Source organism: Arcticibacter sp. (assembly GCF_045629565.1).
In the GTDB taxonomy this organism is placed as follows: Bacteria; Bacteroidota; Bacteroidia; order Sphingobacteriales; family Sphingobacteriaceae; genus Arcticibacter.
Map to the genome: position 1 here is coordinate 1 of NZ_JAZQRL010000061.1, position 23,232 is coordinate 23,232.

19 protein-coding genes are annotated in these 23,232 nt (G+C 43.1%); 10 read left to right on the forward strand and 9 right to left on the reverse strand.

Annotated elements, in window-relative coordinates; translation table 11 throughout:
* Positions 1–167: 167 nt before the first annotated feature.
* The 3 genes from ACKI5J_RS07650 to ACKI5J_RS07660 form a co-directional block, all read right to left on the reverse strand.
* Positions 168–608: a hypothetical protein gene (locus tag ACKI5J_RS07650; RefSeq protein ID WP_407428159.1), complete on the reverse strand. Its 441-nt coding sequence runs from the start codon at positions 606–608 to the stop codon at positions 168–170.
* Positions 609–816: 208 nt separating this feature from the next.
* Positions 817–2,043, reverse strand: coding sequence for an IS256 family transposase (locus ACKI5J_RS07655; protein ID WP_407428161.1), 1,227 nt, complete (start codon positions 2,041–2,043; stop codon positions 817–819).
* 172 nt (positions 2,044–2,215) lie between these two features.
* Positions 2,216–3,715: an outer membrane beta-barrel protein gene (locus tag ACKI5J_RS07660; RefSeq protein WP_407428163.1), complete on the reverse strand. Its 1,500-nt coding sequence runs from the start codon at positions 3,713–3,715 to the stop codon at positions 2,216–2,218.
* A gap of 341 nt (positions 3,716–4,056) precedes the next feature.
* Here ACKI5J_RS07660 and ACKI5J_RS07665 point away from each other — a divergent pair, with 341 nt between their 5' ends.
* Entirely contained in the window at positions 4,057–4,659 is a 603-nt protein-coding gene (locus tag ACKI5J_RS07665; protein ID WP_407428165.1) for a cyclodeaminase/cyclohydrolase family protein, read from the forward strand.
* 147 nt (positions 4,660–4,806) lie between these two features.
* A complete protein-coding gene (locus ACKI5J_RS07670) occupies positions 4,807–5,181 on the forward strand; it encodes a VOC family protein (RefSeq protein ID WP_407428167.1) in 375 nt (124 codons plus the stop codon).
* A gap of 73 nt (positions 5,182–5,254) precedes the next feature.
* On the opposite strand, the gene ACKI5J_RS07675 is transcribed toward ACKI5J_RS07670, so the two are convergent.
* The 3 genes from ACKI5J_RS07675 to ACKI5J_RS07685 all read right to left on the reverse strand — a co-directional run bounded on the left by ACKI5J_RS07675 (position 5,255) and on the right by ACKI5J_RS07685 (position 6,213).
* Entirely contained in the window at positions 5,255–5,563 is a 309-nt protein-coding gene (locus ACKI5J_RS07675; protein ID WP_407428169.1) for a hypothetical protein, read from the reverse strand.
* A gap of 89 nt (positions 5,564–5,652) precedes the next feature.
* On the reverse strand, positions 5,653–5,859 hold the full coding sequence (locus tag ACKI5J_RS07680) for a DUF4267 domain-containing protein (RefSeq protein ID WP_407428231.1): 207 nt from the start codon (positions 5,857–5,859) through the stop codon (positions 5,653–5,655).
* Between the two features lie 3 nt (positions 5,860–5,862).
* Positions 5,863–6,213 carry a MepB family protein gene (locus ACKI5J_RS07685; protein ID WP_407428171.1) on the reverse strand — a complete coding sequence of 117 codons (351 nt, stop codon included), beginning with the start codon at positions 6,211–6,213 and terminating at the stop codon, positions 5,863–5,865.
* Positions 6,214–6,460: 247 nt separating this feature from the next.
* Here ACKI5J_RS07685 and ACKI5J_RS07690 point away from each other — a divergent pair, with 247 nt between their 5' ends.
* Entirely contained in the window at positions 6,461–6,832 is a 372-nt protein-coding gene (locus ACKI5J_RS07690; RefSeq protein ID WP_407428173.1) for an SDR family oxidoreductase, read from the forward strand.
* A 140-nt stretch (positions 6,833–6,972) separates the two neighbouring features.
* Here the strand turns inward: ACKI5J_RS07690 and ACKI5J_RS07695 are convergent, their stop codons facing one another.
* Positions 6,973–7,536, reverse strand: coding sequence for an RNA polymerase sigma-70 factor (locus tag ACKI5J_RS07695; protein WP_407428175.1), 564 nt, complete (start codon positions 7,534–7,536; stop codon positions 6,973–6,975).
* A 74-nt stretch (positions 7,537–7,610) separates the two neighbouring features.
* Positions 7,611–8,606 carry a DUF4886 domain-containing protein gene (locus ACKI5J_RS07700; RefSeq protein WP_407428177.1) on the reverse strand — a complete coding sequence of 332 codons (996 nt, stop codon included), beginning with the start codon at positions 8,604–8,606 and terminating at the stop codon, positions 7,611–7,613.
* Positions 8,607–9,205: 599 nt separating this feature from the next.
* On the opposite strand from ACKI5J_RS07700, the gene ACKI5J_RS07705 reads away from it, so the two are divergent.
* On the forward strand, positions 9,206–10,249 hold the full coding sequence (locus ACKI5J_RS07705; RefSeq protein ID WP_407428179.1) for a LacI family DNA-binding transcriptional regulator: 1,044 nt from the start codon (positions 9,206–9,208) through the stop codon (positions 10,247–10,249).
* A 31-nt stretch (positions 10,250–10,280) separates the two neighbouring features.
* Here ACKI5J_RS07705 and ACKI5J_RS07710 read toward each other — a convergent pair whose 3' ends face one another.
* Positions 10,281–11,402, reverse strand: coding sequence for a phosphotransferase enzyme family protein (locus ACKI5J_RS07710; RefSeq protein WP_407428181.1), 1,122 nt, complete (start codon positions 11,400–11,402; stop codon positions 10,281–10,283).
* Positions 11,403–11,909: 507 nt separating this feature from the next.
* Here ACKI5J_RS07710 and ACKI5J_RS07715 point away from each other — a divergent pair.
* The 6 genes from ACKI5J_RS07715 to ACKI5J_RS07740 all read left to right on the forward strand — a co-directional run bounded on the left by ACKI5J_RS07715 (position 11,910) and on the right by ACKI5J_RS07740 (position 23,168).
* Complete coding sequence (locus ACKI5J_RS07715; RefSeq protein ID WP_407428183.1) at positions 11,910–13,058, forward strand: FecR family protein; 1,149 nt, start codon at positions 11,910–11,912, stop codon at positions 13,056–13,058.
* A gap of 202 nt (positions 13,059–13,260) precedes the next feature.
* Positions 13,261–16,584, forward strand: coding sequence for a SusC/RagA family TonB-linked outer membrane protein (locus ACKI5J_RS07720; protein ID WP_407428185.1), 3,324 nt, complete (start codon positions 13,261–13,263; stop codon positions 16,582–16,584).
* A gap of 54 nt (positions 16,585–16,638) precedes the next feature.
* Positions 16,639–18,498: a RagB/SusD family nutrient uptake outer membrane protein gene (locus ACKI5J_RS07725; protein WP_407428187.1), complete on the forward strand. Its 1,860-nt coding sequence runs from the start codon at positions 16,639–16,641 to the stop codon at positions 18,496–18,498.
* Positions 18,499–18,529: 31 nt separating this feature from the next.
* Complete coding sequence (locus ACKI5J_RS07730) at positions 18,530–19,858, forward strand: hypothetical protein (protein ID WP_407428189.1); 1,329 nt, start codon at positions 18,530–18,532, stop codon at positions 19,856–19,858.
* Between the two features lie 110 nt (positions 19,859–19,968).
* On the forward strand, positions 19,969–22,110 hold the full coding sequence (locus ACKI5J_RS07735; protein WP_407428191.1) for an alpha-N-acetylglucosaminidase TIM-barrel domain-containing protein: 2,142 nt from the start codon (positions 19,969–19,971) through the stop codon (positions 22,108–22,110).
* Positions 22,111–22,154: 44 nt separating this feature from the next.
* Positions 22,155–23,168: a glycoside hydrolase family 43 protein gene (locus ACKI5J_RS07740; protein ID WP_407428193.1), complete on the forward strand. Its 1,014-nt coding sequence runs from the start codon at positions 22,155–22,157 to the stop codon at positions 23,166–23,168.
* The last annotated feature ends 64 nt before the right edge of the window (positions 23,169–23,232 follow it).

Sequence of the window (23,232 nt, forward strand, 5' to 3'; positions counted from 1 at the left end):
AGAGGTCTTAAATTGATCAGTCATTGGCGCCAATACAGAGAACACGTCTAACGTTCTCGTAGAAATGTCTGCCTTCAATTTCTCTTCTTGAATTTGGTTGTAAACTAAATTTTCCATGATTAGATAATTGGTTTTAAGATATTGGAAATCAATATAGTGTCGAGAAATTACATCCTGGCCAAATGAAGAATTGGACCGTCAAATGCTGAATCATCCAAAGTCATTAATCCGTCCGATATCCTACATGAGACAGAATTAGTATTAATTTTGATCGTAAAATAATTCCCACCTTCAAATAATGGTTTACGTGTAAACTCATAAGAATGTTCACCTGGATTAGTGCCTATTAACTCCTGTATATCTGAGGTTATTATTACAATACCATTAGACCGAAAATCGTAGATTACCTCATTACAGGAATAATCAACAGTTCTTGTATCGTAAAAAACTGTGCTGCCTTGTAATAGCTTCCACTTCCCTTCAGCTTGCGTATTACTGCCTACACGGGCAACAGTCGGACATTTTAAATCCATATCGATATCTACAACTTCGTTCTTCTTACAGCTTAAGAGGATAACAAGTATAAAAATTAACAGTAATTTTTTCATAGTGTTTATAATTGGTTAAACAAGATTGAGTACCTTATATTATACGTAGTTATAAACAGAACTGCTACGTTAACTCATAAACAAATATTTTAGACTGAAGTGTTTCCTTTTTGGAGGATAAGGGAGTGTAATATGAACTGTGTCATAGGCGCCTAGGGCAGATTGATTGTGGAAAACTCCCCACATAGAGTTTTCCATGGTCAAGCTGCTAACCATGCAGGCTTATTTTAAGTCTGTCCTCAAACATAATATAAAGTTGAGATAAGGTCAAGCTCCAGTTTCTTAACGGCATAGTCCATTTTTCAGATACTCGCTGTACTACCAGATAGACCAGCTTCAGCAAAGCATTGTCCGAAGTAAAGGCGCCTTTGGTCTTGGTAACCTTTCGTACCTGTCGGTGAAAGCCTTCCACCGTATTGGTCGTGTAAATGACCTTGCGGATATGGGCGTCAAAGCGGAAAAAGGTCGATAGGTTCTCCCAGTTAGCATACCACGACTGAATAGGAACAGGATACTTCTTACCCCTTTTTTCATCCAGTAAGATCAGATTCTCATAACCTTCTTCTTTACTTAGTGCCTGGTATACCGTTTTTAAGTCGACCATAAAGGGCTTTTTGTCCTTCTCAGCAATGTAGCGCAAACTGTTGCGAACCTGATGGACCACGCAGGTCTGGATCTCTGTTTTAGGAAAGACAGCAGCAATAGCCTCCGGAAAGCCTTTCAAGCCGTCTATGCAGGCAATCAGTATGTCCTGCATTCCCCGGTTCTTTAGATCGGTTAACACCGACAACCAGAACTTCGCTCCTTCACTTTCAGACAGATACATACCCAGCAAGTCCTTCTTACCATCCAAGGATACCCCAAGAATATTATAGACAGCCCGGGTCACTACACTATTGCCGTCCCTAACTTTATAATGCATGCAATCCAGGTAAACAAAAGCATAAACCGAGTCCAAAGGACGAAGGCGCCATTCGTTCATGGCCGGGATCACTTTATCTGTTATAGCCGACAAGGTGCTTGCTGAGATGTCCATCTGGTACATCTCCTTTATGTGACTGGTAATATCGCGGGTGCTCATGCCCAGACCGTAAAAGCCTATTACTTTTTCTTCCAGCTCTTCTGTAATGATCACCTGCCGCTTAGGAACAACAAGCGGTTCAAAGCTGCCTGAACGGTCCCGGCTACTTTCCAGATCAAATTCACCACCCAGACTTTTTACACGTTTGGATGTTTTACCATTACGCCGGTTGGAGAGCCCGCTGGCTTTCTCTTCCTGCAGATGAGCTTCCAGCTCACCTTCCAGGGCTGATTCTAAGAAGTGCTTTAATAGCGGCGCGAAGATGCCTTTTTCTCCATTGAGCGGTTTTCCCGCGTACATTCCTTTAATCGCTTCGGCTTTGAAGCTTTCGAAATCAAATTCTTTGTTACTCATGTGTTGTGTCGAAAATGAAAATCATTCTTTAATTCTTATCTGACACAGTTCATTTTACAGTCTCGAGGATAAAACACTCATGAAGGACTTGGCGATCTGACACCGGCAGAATTAGCAAAAAACCTCCGGGATCACCAGATAACCATAATAATGTAAATTCGAAAAGTCCAGTTTAAGCTGTCTGAAAAAAGGGGTACTTACAGTTTGAAAAGAAACTTCCATCATTGCCATTTAAAAATTCGTTTTGGTTTTTGGAAATGACATACGCAGTTTTTAATCCGGCCTCGAAGTTCCCCTCTCGTTTAATTGGGTAGATGTAATCGGCATTAAGTGAGTATAAACGCAGGTCAGCATTTTGTTTCAAAAAGAAGCTAGACATTTCGCCTGCTTGTCCCATGTGATAATTTTCTCTTTCGTAGTTATCCAGGTCGGAGTAATTCTGATTATTTGTTAGGTTGAAGTCAACTGTCAACTCCTGCCCTACTGTATCAATCTTGTGTTGCAAACAAATATTTGATGAATACAGAGACATATTTGACGTGACGTCATTTTCCAGAACAGCCCGACGAACATTTTGGCCAGAGTGCACCTGAATAAAATCAGTAGTCCCGTCCTTTTTAAAATATTGATCGCCTAAGGTCCCTGATACTGACAACGTGGTTTTCTTAGTCAAATAAATGTCGACACCTACTGTAGGGGAAAGGGACCGATTACTTCTTATGCTTCTAATCTGCGATTGTGACTCACTCTGCAACTGCTGGCCGGATGAAAAAAATCTTGATTCTAGATTCGCATCAATAAAATACTTAGTGTACGAATAGTCTCCACTGACGAAAATATTATATACTCTACTTTTGAAATTCAGGATTGTACCTGCATTTGGCCTGCCATATCGGCCGTATTGATATCCGCTGTATATGCTCCCCGTCAATCCTTCCTTATGGTTTTTCCTTTTTACCAGGTTTATGATTCCTCCGCTACCTGCGGCATCAAATTTTGAAGATGGATTGGCGATAAGTTCAATTTTTTGAAGGTTTGTGGAGTTCATTCCTCGTAACATTCCTTTAAGTGCTTCAGTTGATAGCGGCGTTACTCTTCCATCGATAAAAACTGTTATTCCTCGGCCATTAAGGGTAATCTGATCATCTGGCGTAATTTGCACTCCGGGTAATTGATTCAGCAAATCGACTACAGACAAACCATTGCTGATAATTGCATTGTCCAGGTTTACTATAACCTTTCCAGCCAGATTCTCTATAAATGGCTTTGTGTTCTTTATAACTACCCCCTTAAGCATGACGCTTGATTCCTTCAATACTACAGTTCCAAAGTCTATTCGACTGTTGTCTGCAATCTCAACCGTCTTCGAATAAACTTCAAATCCGATCATCTTAATTTCAATGAACCATTTACCTTCTGACGGCACCTGTAGATGAAAGCTCCCCGCTTCATCACTCTGTGTATTTTTCATGACGCGGAAATCGGACGCTGCTTTGGCTTGTATTGTAGCAAATGAAACGGGTGTTCCTTTGGCGTCGATTAGTTTACCTACGATGCTAAATCTATCAATAGACTGTCCCGTGGCGGCATACATCGACAAGAAACTTAGAATTGCACATAGGTAACACTTTTTTAAGAATAATAGTTCTTTCCTTTTTGGTTGTGTCATCATCTCTGCCAGTTTAATTAATCCGTATTGTCTTGATCAAGATACTAAGAATAAACTAATTTATTAGTTCTAGAACTAATAAATTAGTTTATCGCACGAGGCTAATGAATATTATGCACACATTAGGCTCTTCTGAATGGAAATTCAAGTTTGATCTACTACGTTAGCTATGTTAAATCTTCGCTCTCTTATTATTTATTTGAACACCATATCGTTTCTGCGGAACTTTTCCTGTTTGCAGATGTTTAAGATTTTTGAAGAACAGCTAAAAATCGCCGTAGCGCAGGTAAATACACTCTATCTCCAGCTTTTAAACCGAACCATTTACCATCATAATGCTTAAAATGAATAAACAAGAGCATGACGTACTAAACAGCATCTGGAACTTAACACTAAAAGATTTCCAGGAAAATACAGGTAAAGAAAAGCCTGATATAACCGGAGGGTGTGTGCTCCTTGTTTCAGCTGGTTTTGCTATCTCCCTGATACTGATGTCGCTTGAAATCAGCCGGTCTAAAGAAAAAGATGTACAAGTAAAGCAACTCTTGACTGAAAAAATTGAAGTATTGAGAGAAATTCAATCACAACTGAAAAAAGGTGCTGACTACGATCTAGAGACTTTTAATCGTTATCGATCGATACTACAAACGGAAGACTGCAGTGAAGATGAATTAAAACTTGCTTTGAAAGACATCACCAGTTCTCCTCTTAAAATCGCGGCGTTTATCCGAATGGGGATTGATATGGCAAATGATTGTCTAAACTACTGCAATAAAAACGTATTAAGTGACTTAAGGTCGGGTATTTTACTACTGAAGGCGAGCTATAAGGCCACGTTACTATTGGCAGAAGAAAATATACATCTTTTAGAACCAGAAGAGAGAGCGTTTTATCAGCAGTGGAAAGAAAAAGAAGAACACAAGAACGCTGGAATTCTCGATGATTGAAGTAAATCAAAATTGAATATCAAATAAGAATGATGGGTATATGCGCTTTCTTGTCTTATGGTAAGTTGTCTAATGGCGTAGAGCCGTTATATTTGGAGTATATGAAACTTGATAGGCTAGGAAAGTAATCTACTAAACAGAAGCTATATGAACCCAGCATTTGAAGCAGGAATTAACATCGCTATTAAAATACCTAAAGGCAAATACGAGAAGACCGTTGCTTTTTACAGGGATATATTGAAACTTGAAGTTTCTGAAAGGCCCATCGATAACCCAACTGTCTCCAGAACACATGAAGTCAAATTTGGAAATAACGTCGTGTGGCTTGACTGTGTCGACAACTATACCCATTCGGAAACCTGGTTGCAACTTACCGTGCCCGACGTGTCAGAGGCTACAAGTTACTTGATGTCTAATGGTGTCGGGGTGTGTGATGAGCTGGAAGAGCTGCCGGAAAATATGCACTGGATTCAGGATCCCGCAGGTACAGTTTTTAACTTGCAACAACGAGGAGGTGACTGACGGTCTTTATTCGTCCTGCTTACATCTTTGCGACACCAACCATAGAAGAGAAGATCCACATCTTATTTCAGTATTACTTCCACACTTTCAGTTCATATGCCGCTTCCCAGAAATCGTACTCCATTCGGGTTGACGTGATAAAGGCTTCTGTCATCCTATTCCTGATATCGGAGGTGGTGTTTTCTACCGCGTTATCGCAGATATCGATTGCACGCTGAACAGCAGTTGCAAATTCATCACCACCGTAGGTATCTATCCATCGTTGATATGGATTGTCGCCAGCCTTTTGATTATCTAAAATATGGTCGCCGACCTTTTTATAGATCCAAAAACAGGGTAAGGTTGCCGCCATGGCTGGATATGGAGAGAGTATCTTTTTCACGACCGCTACAAATATCCGTTCAAAGCTTGGCCAAATAGATAATGAATCAGTTTACTCATCTAGCAAAGAATTGATGAAAACATAACTTTCTAAGAGTTTATCCAAAGCTCAAGGTCGCCTGCACCGTTGGTGGTATAAACAACCAGGCAGTCCCCGACAGGAATCAGAATGGACATGGCGAATACCCAGGCCGTAACGTTGCGCATTCGCGTGAAGAAGACCGGCAGCAGAACGATCCCGGAAAAAATATCCCGTATGCCTTTGACGTTAATAAGAGCGACATAGTCAAGAACAATGAATTAATTATGCTTCTGATCCTGCCTTGGCTTGGTTTGTTTAGAAGTATTCGCCATAAAAGATGTAATCAACATAGGAAGCAATTGCTGTTCAGTAAAGGATGAAATCTGCCAGCTCTGTGTTTGTTTGGCTTGTTTGTTTTCGGGTAAGTCCCATTTCGGATACACTCGGAAGCCTCGCTTCCCTCCCCTGCCATTCACGGATAAAATATTATGGTCTGCCAGGATCTCCCTGGGAAACTTCTCTGCAAAAAGGAACTTCTGAATTCCTTCGAAAACAAATACTGCACCTACCATCACTCTGATTATAATGGTGCTACGTGAGTTATCTGTTGATAGCAGTTTTGAGATCATACTGTGCTGGTAGCCGCAATGTTATGCATTTTTACCGTATTCCAATTGCTTCAAGATCAAGTTTCTTAAACGCTCCTGATGCTCATCGCCCTACAAGCCTATCACGGGTAGTTTATCCCTATCTGAATCGTAACACCTTACTTTCTGATAATCAATATAGTGCAGAGATTTGTACAAAGACTTACGACAATGAAAGAACTCTTCGATTTGAATAATGAACTATCAGGAAAAATCACGCTGGTGACCGGTGGTACTAGCCAGGCTTCCTCTGTACGACTCTACCCTACCCTATGCGGCGGCAAAAGCGGGTCTGCTAAACTACAGCAAGGGTCTCTCCAACGAAGTTGCAGATAAGGGAGTTCGTGTACTCACCGCCTCTCCCGGCTGGATCATGACGCATGCTGCTACGCGGATGATGAAGCTTATTGCTGAGATTTCTAGAGTGACCATAGAGCAGGCTAAACACAGTGTAATAGATGCTCTTGGTGGGATCCCCATCGGCAGACCAGCCTGGCCGGAAGACGTTGCGGAATTGGTTGGCTTCCTGGTTTCTCAACGGGCCAGTTACCTGACAAGAACGGAGTATGTGATTGACGGAGGTACGATACCAACGATTTAATAATCTTTGAAATACAACAGATGAACTTACCGAAATTAATAGCAGACCTGATAGACGCACAAAACACAAACCATGCTTCATGGTGAAGATAGCGGCAGAAGAAGCTTCAATGGAGGTTCATCAACGGTATTTTCACGAGTTCAGATCACACTTCCGAGCTTTAAACGAAGGATTTTTAAGGCATGATTTACATGATTCCGGACGGTTTTTTCAGAAAGGCTTAATTCTTCAGCGATCAGTCGATGAGACATTCCGGTCTTTCTGCTTAGCTCGAAAACCTGACGCATCTTTGCAGGTAAATTAGTCAGCTCCTTTTCCACTTGAAACACAAGTTCCTTTTCATTAATGTAGTCATCTGTAGAATATGATGCCTGAGCCATGAGAACCTGCAAGCTTTTCGCGTAGTCAGACCTAATTTTCTTTTTAGATAAAAGATCGAAGAACTTGTAACGTACAGCACTATAGAGATAAGACGCTAATGAAGACCTCAATTCCAATGTTTCATGACTCCCCCACAAAGAAAGGAACACGTCCTGAACGGCATCTTCGGCTTCTTTCTCATCTTTAATCATCTTAAATGAATATATATACAAAAGGCCGTTGTAGCGGTTGTAGATCTCCGTAAATGCGGACAAATCTCTAGTTTTAACTAAGCTAACGAGATCAACGTCAGAAAGTGTGCAGTAGTCGACCGTATTTCTCATGTGATTAGTAAATATATACATATAATCAATATTCGCAGTAATAGTAGATCACGTCCTCCTGGCCATCCAACTGTTTATTTCACCGCTTTCAGGGATAGTTTACTCCTGACAGATTTCATGATGCGGTTTCTACTTTTTCTTCTATTGTTTAATTCGCCTTTTACGGCGTTTGATGCTTCCCTTCGTAGCCGCCCTGCGAAAGTTGGTGACAAATCCGACGGTTGAAACCTGACCTTTCTTGGTGAACGTTCAAACAGCGTTGCATACCAAACTAAAGATCCGAGAAAACAACCTGCATCATTCGCATGGTTAGAATCAAATGAAAATCTTTGATTCTGATCCCAGAAATAGCCAACGTGCAGCGAATTCTTTTGGTCTGGCAACTGCGGATAAACAGGGATATCGAAATTGTAAACAGGATCTTTTTTATATCCGTCTCTTTTGTCTGAATCAACGGACCAAAAAGCATCGCCGACAGGAATGATCCTCAATCCTAATAGCGAGGCGTAATGATGATACATTTTTCTTGATTTCTCCCACATTTCTCGTTGGCCTCTCGCAGGCACTGAACCGCCGATCATACTAAAGCCCGGGGAATCGCTTCGATAGGCCCAGGTTTGATGCAAAAGTATCTCAGCTTCCGGCTGCGCCATTTTGATATAATGGCAAAGTTTCTTCAAATAAGGAATATAAGAGACGCTGTCGGAAGACAAAAAAGAATACTGCTGCAAAGTCACTATTTTCCACTTTCCCTCATTCAACAACATCTTCAGTGATTTACCATTATACGGGCGCCCGGCGGGAGAAAGCGAATCGTATTCGAATGTCTCTGCCGCTTTCCAGTGTTGTTCCAGCGAGCCCCCTCCTATCTCCGCCCGACTAATACTGATGACGTAACCGTTTTCTTTGGCAATCGTATCCAGATAGTGCGTAGCGTTGTTCGAGAAGCTGTTCCCAACGATAAACAGGCTCAAATTCTCCCCATTGTCACGACCTTGGGCCCTTCCATATTGAGGAAAAAGAGTCAGAAAGATTAAGCTCACAGACAGAATTAACAATATTTTACTCATTTTTAACTTTTACAGTTTAGCGGATCGGTCTAAGATTCCGCTCCTTCTTCTTACTCTCTGGAATCATATCGAGCAACCTCAAGCCGTTTTCTTGTGGCTACCATCGAAAACCAATGCAAATGAGCTCCTATCAAATGCTCTATGCAATATTCAAATTTATATCTACGACAAGGCAGGTTGCTTTGAGCAAGCGATTGCGTAACAATAGCTTTTAGAAATGTATAAGCTTTAAATACTGGAAAAGAGGCGCTTTTTCATGCAATTCTTTAAGTTTCTAATAAAAAAAAGAAGGATCCGAGGTCTGATATTTTAGTCTTGATGGAAGAAAGAGAACTTTGGCGACCCGTTATTCTGCTAGCTAAAGAAATTCTTTTTTTTCTGAAAAAATCTTCCAGTCTGGGATGCACAAACGTTTGCGTTTGCATTATAAAGATGTTCAATAACGCCTTCAAAAGAAACTATTGTAACCGCTTTTTCGCCCCACTGAGGAATAACTTCGATAAGTCTTTAAATTTCACTGTAAATAGCTAATTTTAACTTCTCACACTTATTCATAAAGCTCTGGACCAGTTTTCCACCAGACAGTTATCTTATACGTAATGGCAGAAAGACCAGTAACGATCAAAGAAATTGCAGACATCCTGCAAATCGCAACATCAACCGTTTCCCGGGCGTTACACGATCATCCTAGCATTGGCAAGGAGATGAAGGCTAAAATAAAGAAGCTAGCAGCGGACCTGAATTACCAGCCCAATCACACGGCGATTTCCTTCCAGAAAGGAAAAACCTACACCATCGGCGTGATCATACCTGAACTGTCTGAGATTTTCTTTTCTTCCGCCATTAGTGCTATTGAGGAGACGGCTTACGCCAGAAACTACACGATGCTATTGGCCCAATCTCATGATAGTGAAGCTAAAGAAAAGCAACTCATTGAAAAGATGAAAAAACAACGGGTTGATGGGCTTTTGATCTCGGTCTCCAAAAGCACAAGATCATTTGAACACTTCGAGTCATTAAAGAAATTCAACATTCCTACAGTTTTTTTTGATAGAATACCACCTATACAGGAGATTCATTCTGTGGCATGTAGTATAGAAACGGGAACAGTTGAAGCGGTAAACTATCTTTTAAAAAGAGGGCACCGCGTTATTGGGATGATTAACGGACCATCAACACTTCTTGCCAGCAAAGAACGAAAAGCGGGCTTTGTCGAGGCACTTGTGCGGAACAGGTTAAAGTTTGATCCTACTCTGGTGGCTGAATCTGACCTTACTGAGGAAGGCTCCATTGAGGCTTTGAATTACCTGCTTGACAACAAAAGACAACCTTCCGCAATAGTCACGTTTAATGATTATGTAGCTTTGTATGCCATGAAATATATGAGGCAATCGAAGATCAAAAATGGAAAAGAGATTGATTTTGTGAGTTATGCAAACCTCCCGCTTTTAGACTATCTGGAATCCAGGCCGGTTGCTTCTGTGGAACAATTTCCCGCATTACAGGCGAGGAAAGCTACGGACACTTTGCTGGACCTAATCAGCCATCCTGGACGAACACAAGATGTACAAGCGTTCTACAAAATCGTCGTAGAATCAAAGCTAGTAGAAAACAACAACCTAACTGGCAAGCTACATAAATAGCAGAATACCTTCCCCTAACCTGATTCGCCTGTCAGACGTATTTTGAGTTGATCAGTCGTTCCGCCTCCGCTTCAATCAGACCTGCAAGCCTGTCACGGTTTTCTTCCAATTTTCTGACCAGCTGTAACTGCGCCATAGTTCTTTGCAAATTGTGTCCAGGAAAGGCCGTTTTGTAATAAACATCTCCATCAATATAATCAGTTAGGAAACGTACAGCCTGCATATACGGAAGAAGCAACACTCCCTCAATCAGAGAACCCAATTCCTCCTCTTCCAGAAAACTCATGGATTCAGAAAGGTAGCCGCGTGTAAAAGCTTCAAAAAGCGGAATATTCAATACGATTTTTTGTAGCTCATTTTCGTCTTCAGCGGCCGAGTTAACTATTGTTCGAATGGCATCGCCAAAGTCATAAGCCAAATATCCTACCATAACGGTATCTAGATCCACTACACACTGTACGTTACCATTGTTGTCAAACAAAATATTATTGAATTTCGTATCGCTATGAATAACCCGGCGAGGTATCCTTTCCTCGCTTCCAAGTCTGAGGATCTTCTTCATTTGGTCCTCCCTTTCACTTATAAAAGCAAGCTCATATCCGAGCGCTGCAACACGGCTGAACGGATCTTTGTGAATAGAAGCCTGCAAGGCATCCAATCTCGCGCTAATATTGTGAAAGTCGGGGATACTGTCAGCTATAGATGTAATATTCAGATCTGATAGCATCGCATGAAACTGTCCGAACGCGAGTCCTCCCTGAAAGGCATGTTGCTCTGTTTCAACCCTGTCAAAGCTCCTTGAATTCTCAATGAAGCAAAATACCCGCCAGTAGTTACCACGAGCATCAAGGTAGAACATCTCCCCTGTTAAGGCAGGAACTACCTCGAGCACCTTCTGACCCGGATGAGTAGCAGAACTCAGTGAAAGTTTATTTTTAATATGTGAAGTCACGTGTACAATGTTCCTCATCAACAAAGGCACATCTTTAAAGATCTGGCTGTTTACCCGTTGTAGCAAGTATTTTGGCTGATCGGATAAAGCACTTTTAACACAGTAGGTGTCGTTTATTAAACCTGAGCCTAATGGCACAGCAATCCAATGTCTCTTATCCACTTGAAAATTCGATATTATTTCGTCAAAATTCTCTTTCATGTATTCGTCTGGCTTTGTATAGGCTATTATGCATCCTGCGGCAGATGCTTTGTGAACTTTAATACAAGTATTGGAAAATTATTGTTAGCGACGCCGAAAGCGTCTGAGCAAGCGATTGCGTAACGATGAAAATTTGCTTCCGGAGTCCGGTGTACAAGACAAATGTCAACGGCGTTTCCCGAACAGCAGCAATTCGGATACTATAATGATCAACAAATTCAACGATGTAAGTAGCTGAAATCCTAAAACCGACTGAGCAGAGCCAATTTTACTTCACCAAGGCAGATATTCATAATACACCAAAGAGCCACTAAGGTGCCGGCTTAGAGAATCGCAAACGGTTGTGTGGTCTACAAGGTAGTTGATCACCATCGAATTTCCGAACCGGCGTCTTAATATTCCGGCAGGCAGCGATAATTTCTCAGAGCTGCCCATTTTTTTAAAAAAATATTTAGGCCATACCAAACCTTTATCCGACATACTTTAAAAGAAGCTCCAAACGAAGCTATGGCAAATGATAATGAAGTACAACGATTAATAGACAGGTATGCGAAAGGTCAATGTACACCAGAAGAAAGAGCGCTGGTAGAGGCGGCGTTTTTGGTAGATCTAAAAAAAAGTGAAAGCAATGTATCTAAAGAGGATCTCGAGGATGTAAGTAACCGGATGCTCTTAGCGATCAACGAAAAGATATTGCACGAGAAAAAGTCCTCACTTCGTACTATAAGGATGGCCAGGCTTGCCGTTGCAGCTTGTCTGCTTATGTTCTTTTCATCCGCGTTGTACTATTATCACTATGGCCGGACTAACGAGGAAAATGAGAAAGTCACGATACTTGCAGATGCTCAACCTGGTGGGAACAAGGCCTACCTAACCCTTGCCAATGGAAAAAAAATACTGCTTGATGGGCGGGAGAACGGCAAGGTGGCGGAACAGGCGGGCATCGTTGTCAGCAAAACAAAAGAAGGACAGCTTACTTATGATGCTCCTGAATCTAACGGATTGTCGGATTCATATTCTTCAACCTACAATACCATCGAAACACCTGTTGGCGGCCAATACCATGTCGTTCTACCCGACAGATCTAAAGTATGGTTGAACTCTGCTTCTTCAATTCGTTTTCCCATCTCCTTTGCCGCAAATTCCAGGGAGGTGCAGATAACCGGAGAGGTATATTTTGAAGTTGAAAAGGATTCAAATAGACCGTTCCTGGTCACTTCCGGCGAGCAGACAGTAAAAGTATTGGGTACTCATTTTAATATAAATGCTTATCAGGATGATGGATTTGTAAGAACTACGCTCCTGGAAGGCAGTATTGAGGTGCGGCTAGGGACGAAATCGAAAATTTTAAAGCCCTCTCAACAGGCTTATATTTCCAATAAGTCTGACATCGATGTTCTCGAGTTGAACAATGCAAATGATGCAGTCGCATGGAAGAACGGAAACTTCCTTTTCAGAAACGCCTCTATTTTCGTTGTAATCAGCGAATTGGAACGGTGGTATGGAGTGAGGTTTGACTCGCCGGATGGACTTGATTACAGGTTTAACGGGAAGGTTCGCCGAGACCTGCCTTTATCTGAAATTCTAAAAATGATTGAAATTACCAGCGGAGCAAAATATAAAACAGAAGGAAGGAGAGTATATATGGAAAAATAATTACTGCCATGGAAAAAGCCGGAGCGCGCCAACGCTCCGACCAATGATAAGGTACTGCTTTGATCATTACTGACTATAACCAAATTTTCACCTTACTACCACCAAATTTATGAATTTTAATATTCGTGACAGGAATGTCATGCCACTAATTAACCTAAACCTAAAGAAGCTAAACTTTCACTGTTTAAGGTCATTTTTTATTATGAAAATAGCGTTTTTCTTATTAGCTGTATTCAGTTTGCAGGCAAGTGCCTCCGTTTTTTCCCAGCAGGTATCGCTCAATGTCAAGGACGCATCTCTCGAGTTTGTACTGGAACAAATCAGCAACCAAACGGGATATAGTTTACTATATGAAACAAAATATTTGAACAAAGCACGTCCATTAACTCTCAGGTTGCAAAAAGCGGCTGTAGAAGATGCCCTGAAACGATGCTTCAGCGAACAGCCGTTCTCTTATGAACTTCTGGAGAACGCCATCGTGATCAAGAATCGCCCCATGAAGGCCGCAACGACTGCTACTAGTATTGAAAGATCGATTCAAGGAACAGTTCGAGATTCTACAGGTGCATTGCCGGGCGTATCTGTTTTTGTGAAAGGGAAAAACGGTAGAGGTACAGTCACCGATGCTAACGGAAGATATTCCCTGAAGGTGAACAATGACAGTGAAATACTTGTATTTTCCATGCTCGGTTATATTAGCCAGGAGGTAGTAGTCGAAAACCGGAGCACGATTGATGTTGTACTTAAAGTGAGTACAAATACCTTGAATGACGTGGTCGTTGTCGCTTTCGGAAAACAGAAGAAAGCGTCTATAACGGGTGCGATTGCTACCATCCAGACTAAAGAACTGAAGCAATCAGCGGTATCTAACCTGAGCAATGCACTCGTGGGACGGCTACCAGGATTATTCGCCAGACAGACCACCGGCGAGCCTGGTGCGGATGGCTCCTCTATCTGGATCAGAGGTATCAGCAGCTTTTCCTCCGACCGAAACCCTGTTATCCTGGTTGATGGAGTCAGAAGGGAAGGGTTTGGATTAATCGATCCGAATGAGGTCGAGTCTATTTCGATTTTGAAGGATGCAGCTACCACTTCCGTATTCGGGGTGGAAGGTGCAAATGGTGTCGTTTTGGTGACTACCAAAAGAGGGTCTATCACAGATAAGCCGAACGTTACCTTCAATGTCGAAAAGTCGATGGACAATCCGACATATATCCCTAAATACCTCAGCTCAGCCGACTATTTCCGAATGAAGCGGGTTGCGCTCATAAACGACGGAAAAATCACAGAAGCGGATATCTATTCAGAAGATTTTATCGACCAATTTGACCGCGGTATAAACTGGCCGAAAGAACGCCAGTATGAATATTTGTACCCTGACGTGAACTGGTTTGACGAGATAACTAAGGACTTCGCCACCCGGACGACCACAAACCTGAATGTAAGCGGAGGTTCTAAGAAAGCACGCTATTTCGTCTCGGGTTCTTATTTAAATATATCCGGTATTTACAAAGTAGATGAAGAAGACAAAGACTGGAACTCTCAGGCAAAAGAGGACCGGTTCAACTTCAGAAGTAATATAGATGTAGAAATAAATAATTGGATCAGTACGGAACTTAGTTTAGCGACAATTATTAGTAACCGGAACTACCCGGGGACCAATGGAAGTACACTGTGGCAGGAAATCTATATGACCCCCTCCTACGCATTCCCTGTGAGAAATCCAGATGGGTCTATATCCGAGGCATCTGCCGTCGGCGTTACGAATCCCTTTGCCCGTCTTAATGAATCCGGGTACAGCCGGGTGTTTAACTCCTACATGCAGGGCACCGTTGGTCCCGTATTTAAACTCGATTTTATTACTCCGGGGCTTTCACTACGCGATCGGTTTTCATACGATTTCCGGTCCGACGCCGGGTACTCACGTCACCGCAATTATTATTCCTTCGTATATAACGGACCGAATGCGGCGACTCCCTATTCACCTGTTCGTACCGGCGCTGATTTCCTCGGATATCAGGAAAGCACTCCAAATTACGCCCGGAACATGACAAATGAATTGTACCTGAACTACGACAGAACGTTCGGAAAGCACACGATTGGAGGGATGTCCCTTTACAGGATACAAAGTAATAATTACCGTTCGGGCGACGCCACCGGGGCACTACCCTACCGGACACAGAGCTTGATAAACCGGGTAAATTATGGCTTCAACGATAAGTACTTTGTTGAAGGTGTGCTTACTGTAAGTGGATCTGAGAACTTTGCTCCTAGTAACCGTACCGGCATTTTCCCCGCCTTGTCAGCTGGCTGGATAATCAGCAGAGAATCATTTATGCAGGGTTTGGAATGGATTGATTATTTAAAGCTAAGGGCATCCGGAGGGAAAGTAGGTGTGCAGGGAAACACCAGATTTGCTTACCAGTCGAGGTGGAACCTGAATACCGGAGGTTATAGTTTCGGGGAGAATTACGAAAACAGGATCCCTACTGCGGGGCCGTCTGTTGAGGGCAACCCAGAGGCTACCTGGGAGACAGAAACGAACTACAACCTTGGAATGGAACTTAACCTCTTTAAAAATGCACTCCAAATTGAAGGTGACGTCTTCTACAGAGATAGAAAAGGGATATTTACCACAAGCTCACGGATTACATCGGGAGTGTATGGGTTGATAAGCTATCCGAACATAAATGCTGGCAGGGTTGAAAACAAGGGCGTAGAACTTAGTGTAACGCACAATGCCAAATTGGGAGTCAACTCACGGATGAGAATCGGACTACAATGGTCATTTGCGAGAAATAAAATTCTTGACTATGCAGAGCCAACCTACTTCGATCGTCCATGGCAACAATATACTGGTAGGCGTTTAGGGGAATTCTATGGCTATACCTCTATGGGATATTTCCAGAACAAGGCAGAGGTTGCAAACAGTCCGTCCCAATTCGGCAACCTGCAGCCCGGCGATATTAAATACCGTGATATCAATGGTGACAATATTATCAACACATTAGACAATTCATACCTGGGTAAGGTTGGCGACCCTGAACATATCCTGGGAGCAAACCTGAATTTGAAGTTGAAGAACTGGGATATATCATTATTATTCCAGGGAACACTTGGTCGCTCAATTGACATACGGAGCGACGCTCTTTTTGGAAGAGACTGGCTGTTCGAGCAAATGAACGTTGATTTCCTCAACAACTACTGGACTGAAGATAGCAGGGATGCAAAATACCCTCGCCTGTCGTCTGGCAAAAATGAGAACAATACCGCGGGATCGAACTTTTGGTGGCGCAGTGGCGACTACTTGCGTTTGAAAAATGCTGAGATCGGCTATAACTTCTCCACTGGTCTTCTGACACGGTTGAGAGTTAAGAGTATCAGAGTGTACGCAAACGGAAATAACCTGTTAACCTGGGATCATCTCGACGGAATGTTTGATCCGGAAGTGAGTAACAATAACGGTGCTCTCGCCTATCCGATTATGAGAACAGTACAGATGGGCCTACAATTCAACTTACAGTAGGCTAAGTGTTCCTACTCCAAGCAATATAACCAGCAAAGTTTCAAGACATTCAACATGAAAATAAATTTAACCGGTTTTAGATTCTACACAATAGCATTTCTATTGACCGCCACCTTTGCATCCTGCAGCAATTTCTTAGATGTTGCACCTAAGGAATTCTATCAGGAGTCTGATCTGCTCGATGATATAGTTGAGTTAGAAAAAGAATTAACCGCCCTTTATAACGGCTTACCACTTGACTATTGGACAGCCTATGGGGATGCGTCAAACGCTGTGATGTCGGCATCATCCGATGAAGCGGCTGGTAACTGGACAGATATGGCTTCCTTTCTTTATGAAGATGGCACATGGAACCAGAGTAATAATCCGTTAGGTCGCTGGAATGCCTATCAGCTCATTCGTACAGCGCATCACTTCATTGAGCACATTGACAACGTTCCCGTGAAAGACAAGCAAAGAGAGGCTTACTACAATGCACGACGAACTCACTTTAAGATGGAAGCTAAGTTTTTTATTGCCTTCTACACATTCGAGTTATTCAAGCGGTATGGGGCTGTTCCGGTGATTGATCACTATATTACAGCAAAAGAGGTTACTGAAAAACTGCCGACTCCACGGAACAGTACAGATGAAGCGGTGAATTTCATGGTAGGTATTCTGGATGAAGTTATTCCTAATCTTGATCCCTCCTACCTGGAGACCAGGGACGCCGGCCGGATCACACGAGGCGCTGCCCAAGCATTGAAAGCAAAAATCCTTGTCTATGCTGCAAGTCCGCTATTCAATGGCGGAGAAATTGATGGCAATCCGGTATCTGTAGAAGGACAACTTCTAAAGAGCACATTGCTCAGCGTGAGGAATACTGACGGGAAAGTACTCTTCAATACTTCTTATGACAGAGAAAAATGGAAGCGTGCTGCAGATGCAGCTAACGAAATAATTCAATCAGGGGCATATTCACTCTACCCGAAACAGGCTGAACTTTTCATGAGCCGCAATTATACTGAGGTGATTTTCCATCGTCAGATGGGTTTCTCGACCACATTCGAATATGGAACAGGGCCTAACGGTACCGACTATGGAATGTGGGGTGCACTATCACCTACACAGGAACAAGTCGACTCGTACGAGATGAGTAACGGCCGTTTTATTACAGATCCGCTTTCGGGATATAAGAAGACGGGAACGAAGGATACCACGATGAATGTCTTCCGGAACAGGAATTGGACAACAGTTCGCGTTCCTATACATAACATGTATATCAATCGAGACCCAAGGTTCTATACTGATGTTTACTTCAATGGCATGCCACTATTACATCGTAACGTACTAACGGAGTTCTCCGGTAACACGGGCCAATCCAACGATGGATGGGGAGGCAAAACAGGAAACAGCACCAGAACCGGATATTACGTTCAGAAATGGAATGACCCTTCGCAAACGGTACTGTCTAACCCTAAATCAATTGCCCGTAACTTTCCCTACTATCGCTATGCGGAGGTTCTTTTATGGTACGCGGAAGCTATGAACGAATATCTGGACGCTCCTAATGGCCAGGTGTACGATGCAATCAACCAGGTACGCAGACGGGTAGGAATGCCTGCCCTGCCGATCACTTCAGAGGATCAGACTAAAGAAGGAATGCGCAAAAGGATTCAGAATGAACGCCGTGTTGAACTGGCATATGAAGGGGCGAGATTCTGGGATATCAGAAGATGGTTAATCGCGCATACGCCTGCTATTACCTCCTTCACCGGCTTGAATTATACATCGCCTTCACCAGGCTTCTACAATGTAAGAGAAATACGTCAGGGTGGGAAAAGAGTATTCCGTCTGAATCATTACCTGATGCCAATCCCAGCAGATGAAATTGTGAAATCCAATGGCGCCATTGTCCAGAATTACGGCTGGTAAAACCCGATAGTTATACTTCAATAAAAATAAGATGAAAACGATTCTTAAATATATATGTATTCTTGCTTTAGGCTGTTCGCTCTGGTCATGTTCTAAAGAGACAGAACTTCGGGAGCCGCCTATCAGCACTCCTCAACCAGAAGGAGTCTCTATAACTGCAGATTACTACGGAAAGGTTCGGTTCTCCTTTCCTGAAATGGATACAGATCTTGTGAAATATGGGATTATTTTTTACACCGAGGGAGAGGAGAAAAAAGAGTTAAAAGTAACGGACTTTAGTCAGGACGCAGTACTAAGCGGTCTCAACTATAACGCCGCTTATTCTTTCCGTATAATTTATTACGGGCAAACAGACCGGCCTTCCAAAGTTCTTGCAACTTCTGAGGTTGTAACAAAGGGGTCAGCCGCTTTGATAACTTTGAATGCTATGAGCGTTGCGCCGATCGTAGGCGGTCTGAAGTTTAGTTTTGCCAATGAGACCGGACGAGAGCTAAAGATAACGTTCAAATACAGTAATAACGGCCAAACGAAGGAGGAAGTGACCACTTCAACAACTGTGACCGGGGTCGTTGATTTGACAAATATGGTTCAGGATCCAACAGAGGTGCTTGTAACCGTGATCGATCCAGCAGAACAGGTGCAGGAATCTAAGACGTTTAGTGCTACACCACGGGGACTCACTGTTGGTCAGATTATTCAGTCACTCACAGCCACTTACTTGAACAAAGAAGTTACGTTGAGATGGTCAAATACCACGGGACGGGAGGCAAACATTGTTTTCAGTTCGGAAAACATAGCAAATAATCTGACAGTAACCAGTTCCGCATCTGAAAGCGTGAAATTCGGACCTGTGACGTCAGGGGAAACTGTTACGGTACTTGCCGTGGTTACAGATCCGGTCTCGGGCGAAAAAAGCGAGAAAAGCCTCACGTTCAGAAATTCGATCTTAAGCAGGACTGGCTGGAGCATTCTCGATTTTGACAGTCAACAGAGTCTTGCTACTGACGTACTGGATGGACTGCCGAGCTATTGGCACACACAATGGGGGACGGTACGACTGCCCCGATATATCTCCCTTAATATGGCCGCCCAAAGAACTTTCGACGGCTTGTGGATCAAGTCAAGTTCGGCAACGCCCGGACCTGCTAAAGTCGAGATCTTTGTAAAAAAGAATTCAAGCGAGCCCTGGGAGAGTCTTGGATACTACCCTGTGCCTAGAGCGACCATCAAGAATAATGATCAGTACATCATATTACCACTGACTACTGCGCAGTATATAAGGGTACAGATGAATGAGCAAAATGTAATTAATGAAACTCACTGTTCATTTAGCGAACTCGGCGTCTTCAAAATAGAATAATATTTGTGCCGGAGAGCCCGGCACAAATATTCTCTTATGAAGGTAAAGCAGGATTATTCAATCTACTTGAATCCTTCCTTGATTAATTTCTTACTTAATTTCTACAATATATGTATCGCATACCTGGCTTGATACTCTTTTTCTTCCTTAACTTTCTGGCAGCCATTGCAGAGGATTTTAACGGTGTTCAACATTTGCTGGAACGACGGGTTCCCTGGTTAGCCCCTAAAGTCCAATTTAAATCACTGAAACCGACCTCAAAAGGTGATGTATTTAGCTTACAAACGAGTAAGGGTCATTTGACAGTAGCTGCAAGCTCCTCCTCTGCAGCGGCTATGGGAATTAACTGGTATTTAAAATACTACTGTAAGCAATCGATGTCACTTGAAAGTAGCAATATCAAGCCCATCAAGAAGTTGCCAGCTATCGAGGGTACCCTCACCCAGACCACTCCATTTAAATACCGGTATAGTTTAAATTATTGTACCGTGAATTACACCATGTCTTTTTATCAAGAAAGAGAATGGGAATATGTACTGGATTGGCTTGCTCTGAATGGCGTCAACCTTGCTCTTGCCCCCGTGGGAACAGAAAAAATATGGGATCTTACACTCCGTGATTTTGGTTTTAAAAAAACTGAAAGACAAGCGTTTATTCCAGGACCCGCCTATTCTGCCTGGTGGCTAATGGGAAATCTAGAAGGTTGGGGCGGTCCGGTGAGCGACCATGTTCTCAATCAACAATCACAACTGCAGAAGCTTATTCTCAAGCGAATGAATGAGCTTGGGATCGAGCCCGTACTTCAGGGCTTTTACGGTATGGTTCCTAATGCTTTGCAAAAGAAGTATCCCAAAGCGAACATAATCAACCAGGGCTATTGGGGCCCCTACTCGCGACCTGCTATTTTATCGCCTGAGGAATCTCTCTTTAAAGAAATGGCGGCAAGCTATTATAAGCACCTGAAGAACGAGTATGGAATAAGTTTCCGGTTCTTCGGCGGTGATCCTTTCCATGAGGGAGGAATATCCCATGGGGTAGATCTGAGTGCCGCAGGAGAGAACGTTTATAGAGCAATGACCGCGGCGTATCCGGGCTCTACTTGGGTATTGCAAGGCTGGTCAGGCAACCCGGACGACCGTCTTATGGATAAAGTCCCATCAGACAGCGTTCTGATCCTGGATCTGATGGGAGAAGATCATCAGAACTGGCTCTCAAGAAAGGGATACGGGGGCCGCAATTGGATATTTGGCTCAGTTAACAATTTCGGTGAGAATGAGGGCCTGTATGGAAAACTTGAATATCTCGCTAATAAACCATTTGAGGTCATGGCTATCCCTGAAGGAAAATCCCTCGTTGGTATCGGAGAGATTCCCGAAGGCTATAATAATAATCCGGTTCTTTATGATTTGATTTATGATGCCGCATGGCAGGGCGGTCACGTAGATATCAAGCAGTGGATAAACAAGTATGCCGATTTCAGATATGGTGGAGCAAATGCGGATATAAAGGAAGCCTGGCAGGTATTTCTGAATACAGTTTATTCGAGCAAAATAGAACCGCAACAAGGGGCTCCAGAAAGTGTGTTCTGTGCCCGGCCCTCCCTTGAAGCCCGATATGCGCGTGCCTGGGGTACCTTAAAGAGAAGCTACGATCCCCGTGTCTTTGAAGCTGCTGTGAGGAAGTTTGCTACGTCAGCAAGCAAATATAGGAATGATGCCCATTTTAGGTACGATCTAGTTGATCTGGTAAGACAGGTAGTAAGCAACCGTGGGGAAAGCGCCTATCAGGACATGGTTACTGCATTTAAGGGCAATAATAAGGATGATTTTAAGAGAAAATCGGGATATTTTCTGGGCCTTATGAAAATACAAGATAGCTTGCTTCAGACCCATGACAGTTTTCGGCTTGAGACCTGGCTTAAGAGCGCTTCGCAGTTCGGAGGAGATTTACGGGACAAGGAAAATGCGGTATTAAACGCCAGAACACAGATAAGCTATTGGGGACCTAACCAACGGGACACTCGCTTTAACGACTATGCAAACAAGGAATGGGGAGGTTTGATGGGAACACTTTATTTATCCCGGTGGGAACAATATATTCATTATCTGGAGGCAAAGTTGAGCGGACAGAACCTGCCTCAACCTGATTTTTTCAGCGTAGAAAAAAAATGGGCAGAGCAGCCGTATGTAGCCGAAAAACCAGTGACGGGTGATCCCGTACAAAAGGCGCTGCAGGTGCTTGCAGGACTGTAGAGATTATTTTTTAAAACTTATTTAACCAAATTAATTCGGACTATATGGAAGGAAGACATGCTTTTAATCCACTGCACGCCATTGCGATACTTTTACTTATCCTAAGCACAGCCTGTGGCAAGAAATCGGATGCCCAGGAACCGGACGACGAACCGGAGCAGCCTGCGATACTTACTCCCTTACTTCAGGCAGACCCTACTGTCTTTTATCACCAGGGTATCTACTACCTTTATGGTACTAACGACGTCAACGCCGACAACGGGATACTCGTTTATACCTCTAGCGACACGAAGAATTGGTCTCCCAAAGGTTACGCTTTGCGAAAAGGGGATGCATTTGGAGACATCGGCTTTTGGGCTCCTCACGTGTGGGAAGACAATGGAAAATTTTATATGGCTTATACCGCCAATGAGAAAATTGCAATAGCAGAAAGTTCCAAGCCAAGTGGGCCGTTCAGGCAAACGGCCAAGACTGCACTTTCGTCCTCTTACGGTCAGATAGACCCCTTCATTTTTATTGACGAAGATGGCAAGAAGTATTTATATCATGTACGTCTGGGCGGGGGAAACAGGATATGGGTGGCAGAAATGACTGCTGACTATTCAGCTATGGTAGCTGGTACAAATGTAGAATGTATCACCGCTACTCCCGGCACTTGGGAGCATGTAAACGCATCTGCAGGCAGAGTAGCCGAGGGGCCTACGGTCATCAAGGATCAGGGTCTCTATTACCTGTTCTATTCTGCAAATGATTTCAGGCACAAGGATTATGCTGTCGGATATGCTGTTAGTCAAAGCCCTTCGGGCCCCTGGACCAGGTATACGGGTAATCCTATTATTCATCAGTCTGTCACCGATCATAATGGTAGCGGACACGGGGACATTGTGAAAGGCAAAGATGGCGTTCTTTCCTATGTATTTCACACACATAATGCGTCCGGCACCCCTACGCCCCGGAAAACGTCCATGGTTACTCTAAGAAAAACAACAGATGTTTACGGTAGCGATATCTTCAATGTAGAAGCCGGTAGCTTTCGCTTCCTCAACAATGCTTACTAAGAAGAGTGCACATCTAAATTAGCGATCAATCAGACACCACCTATATTAATATATACAAACTCAA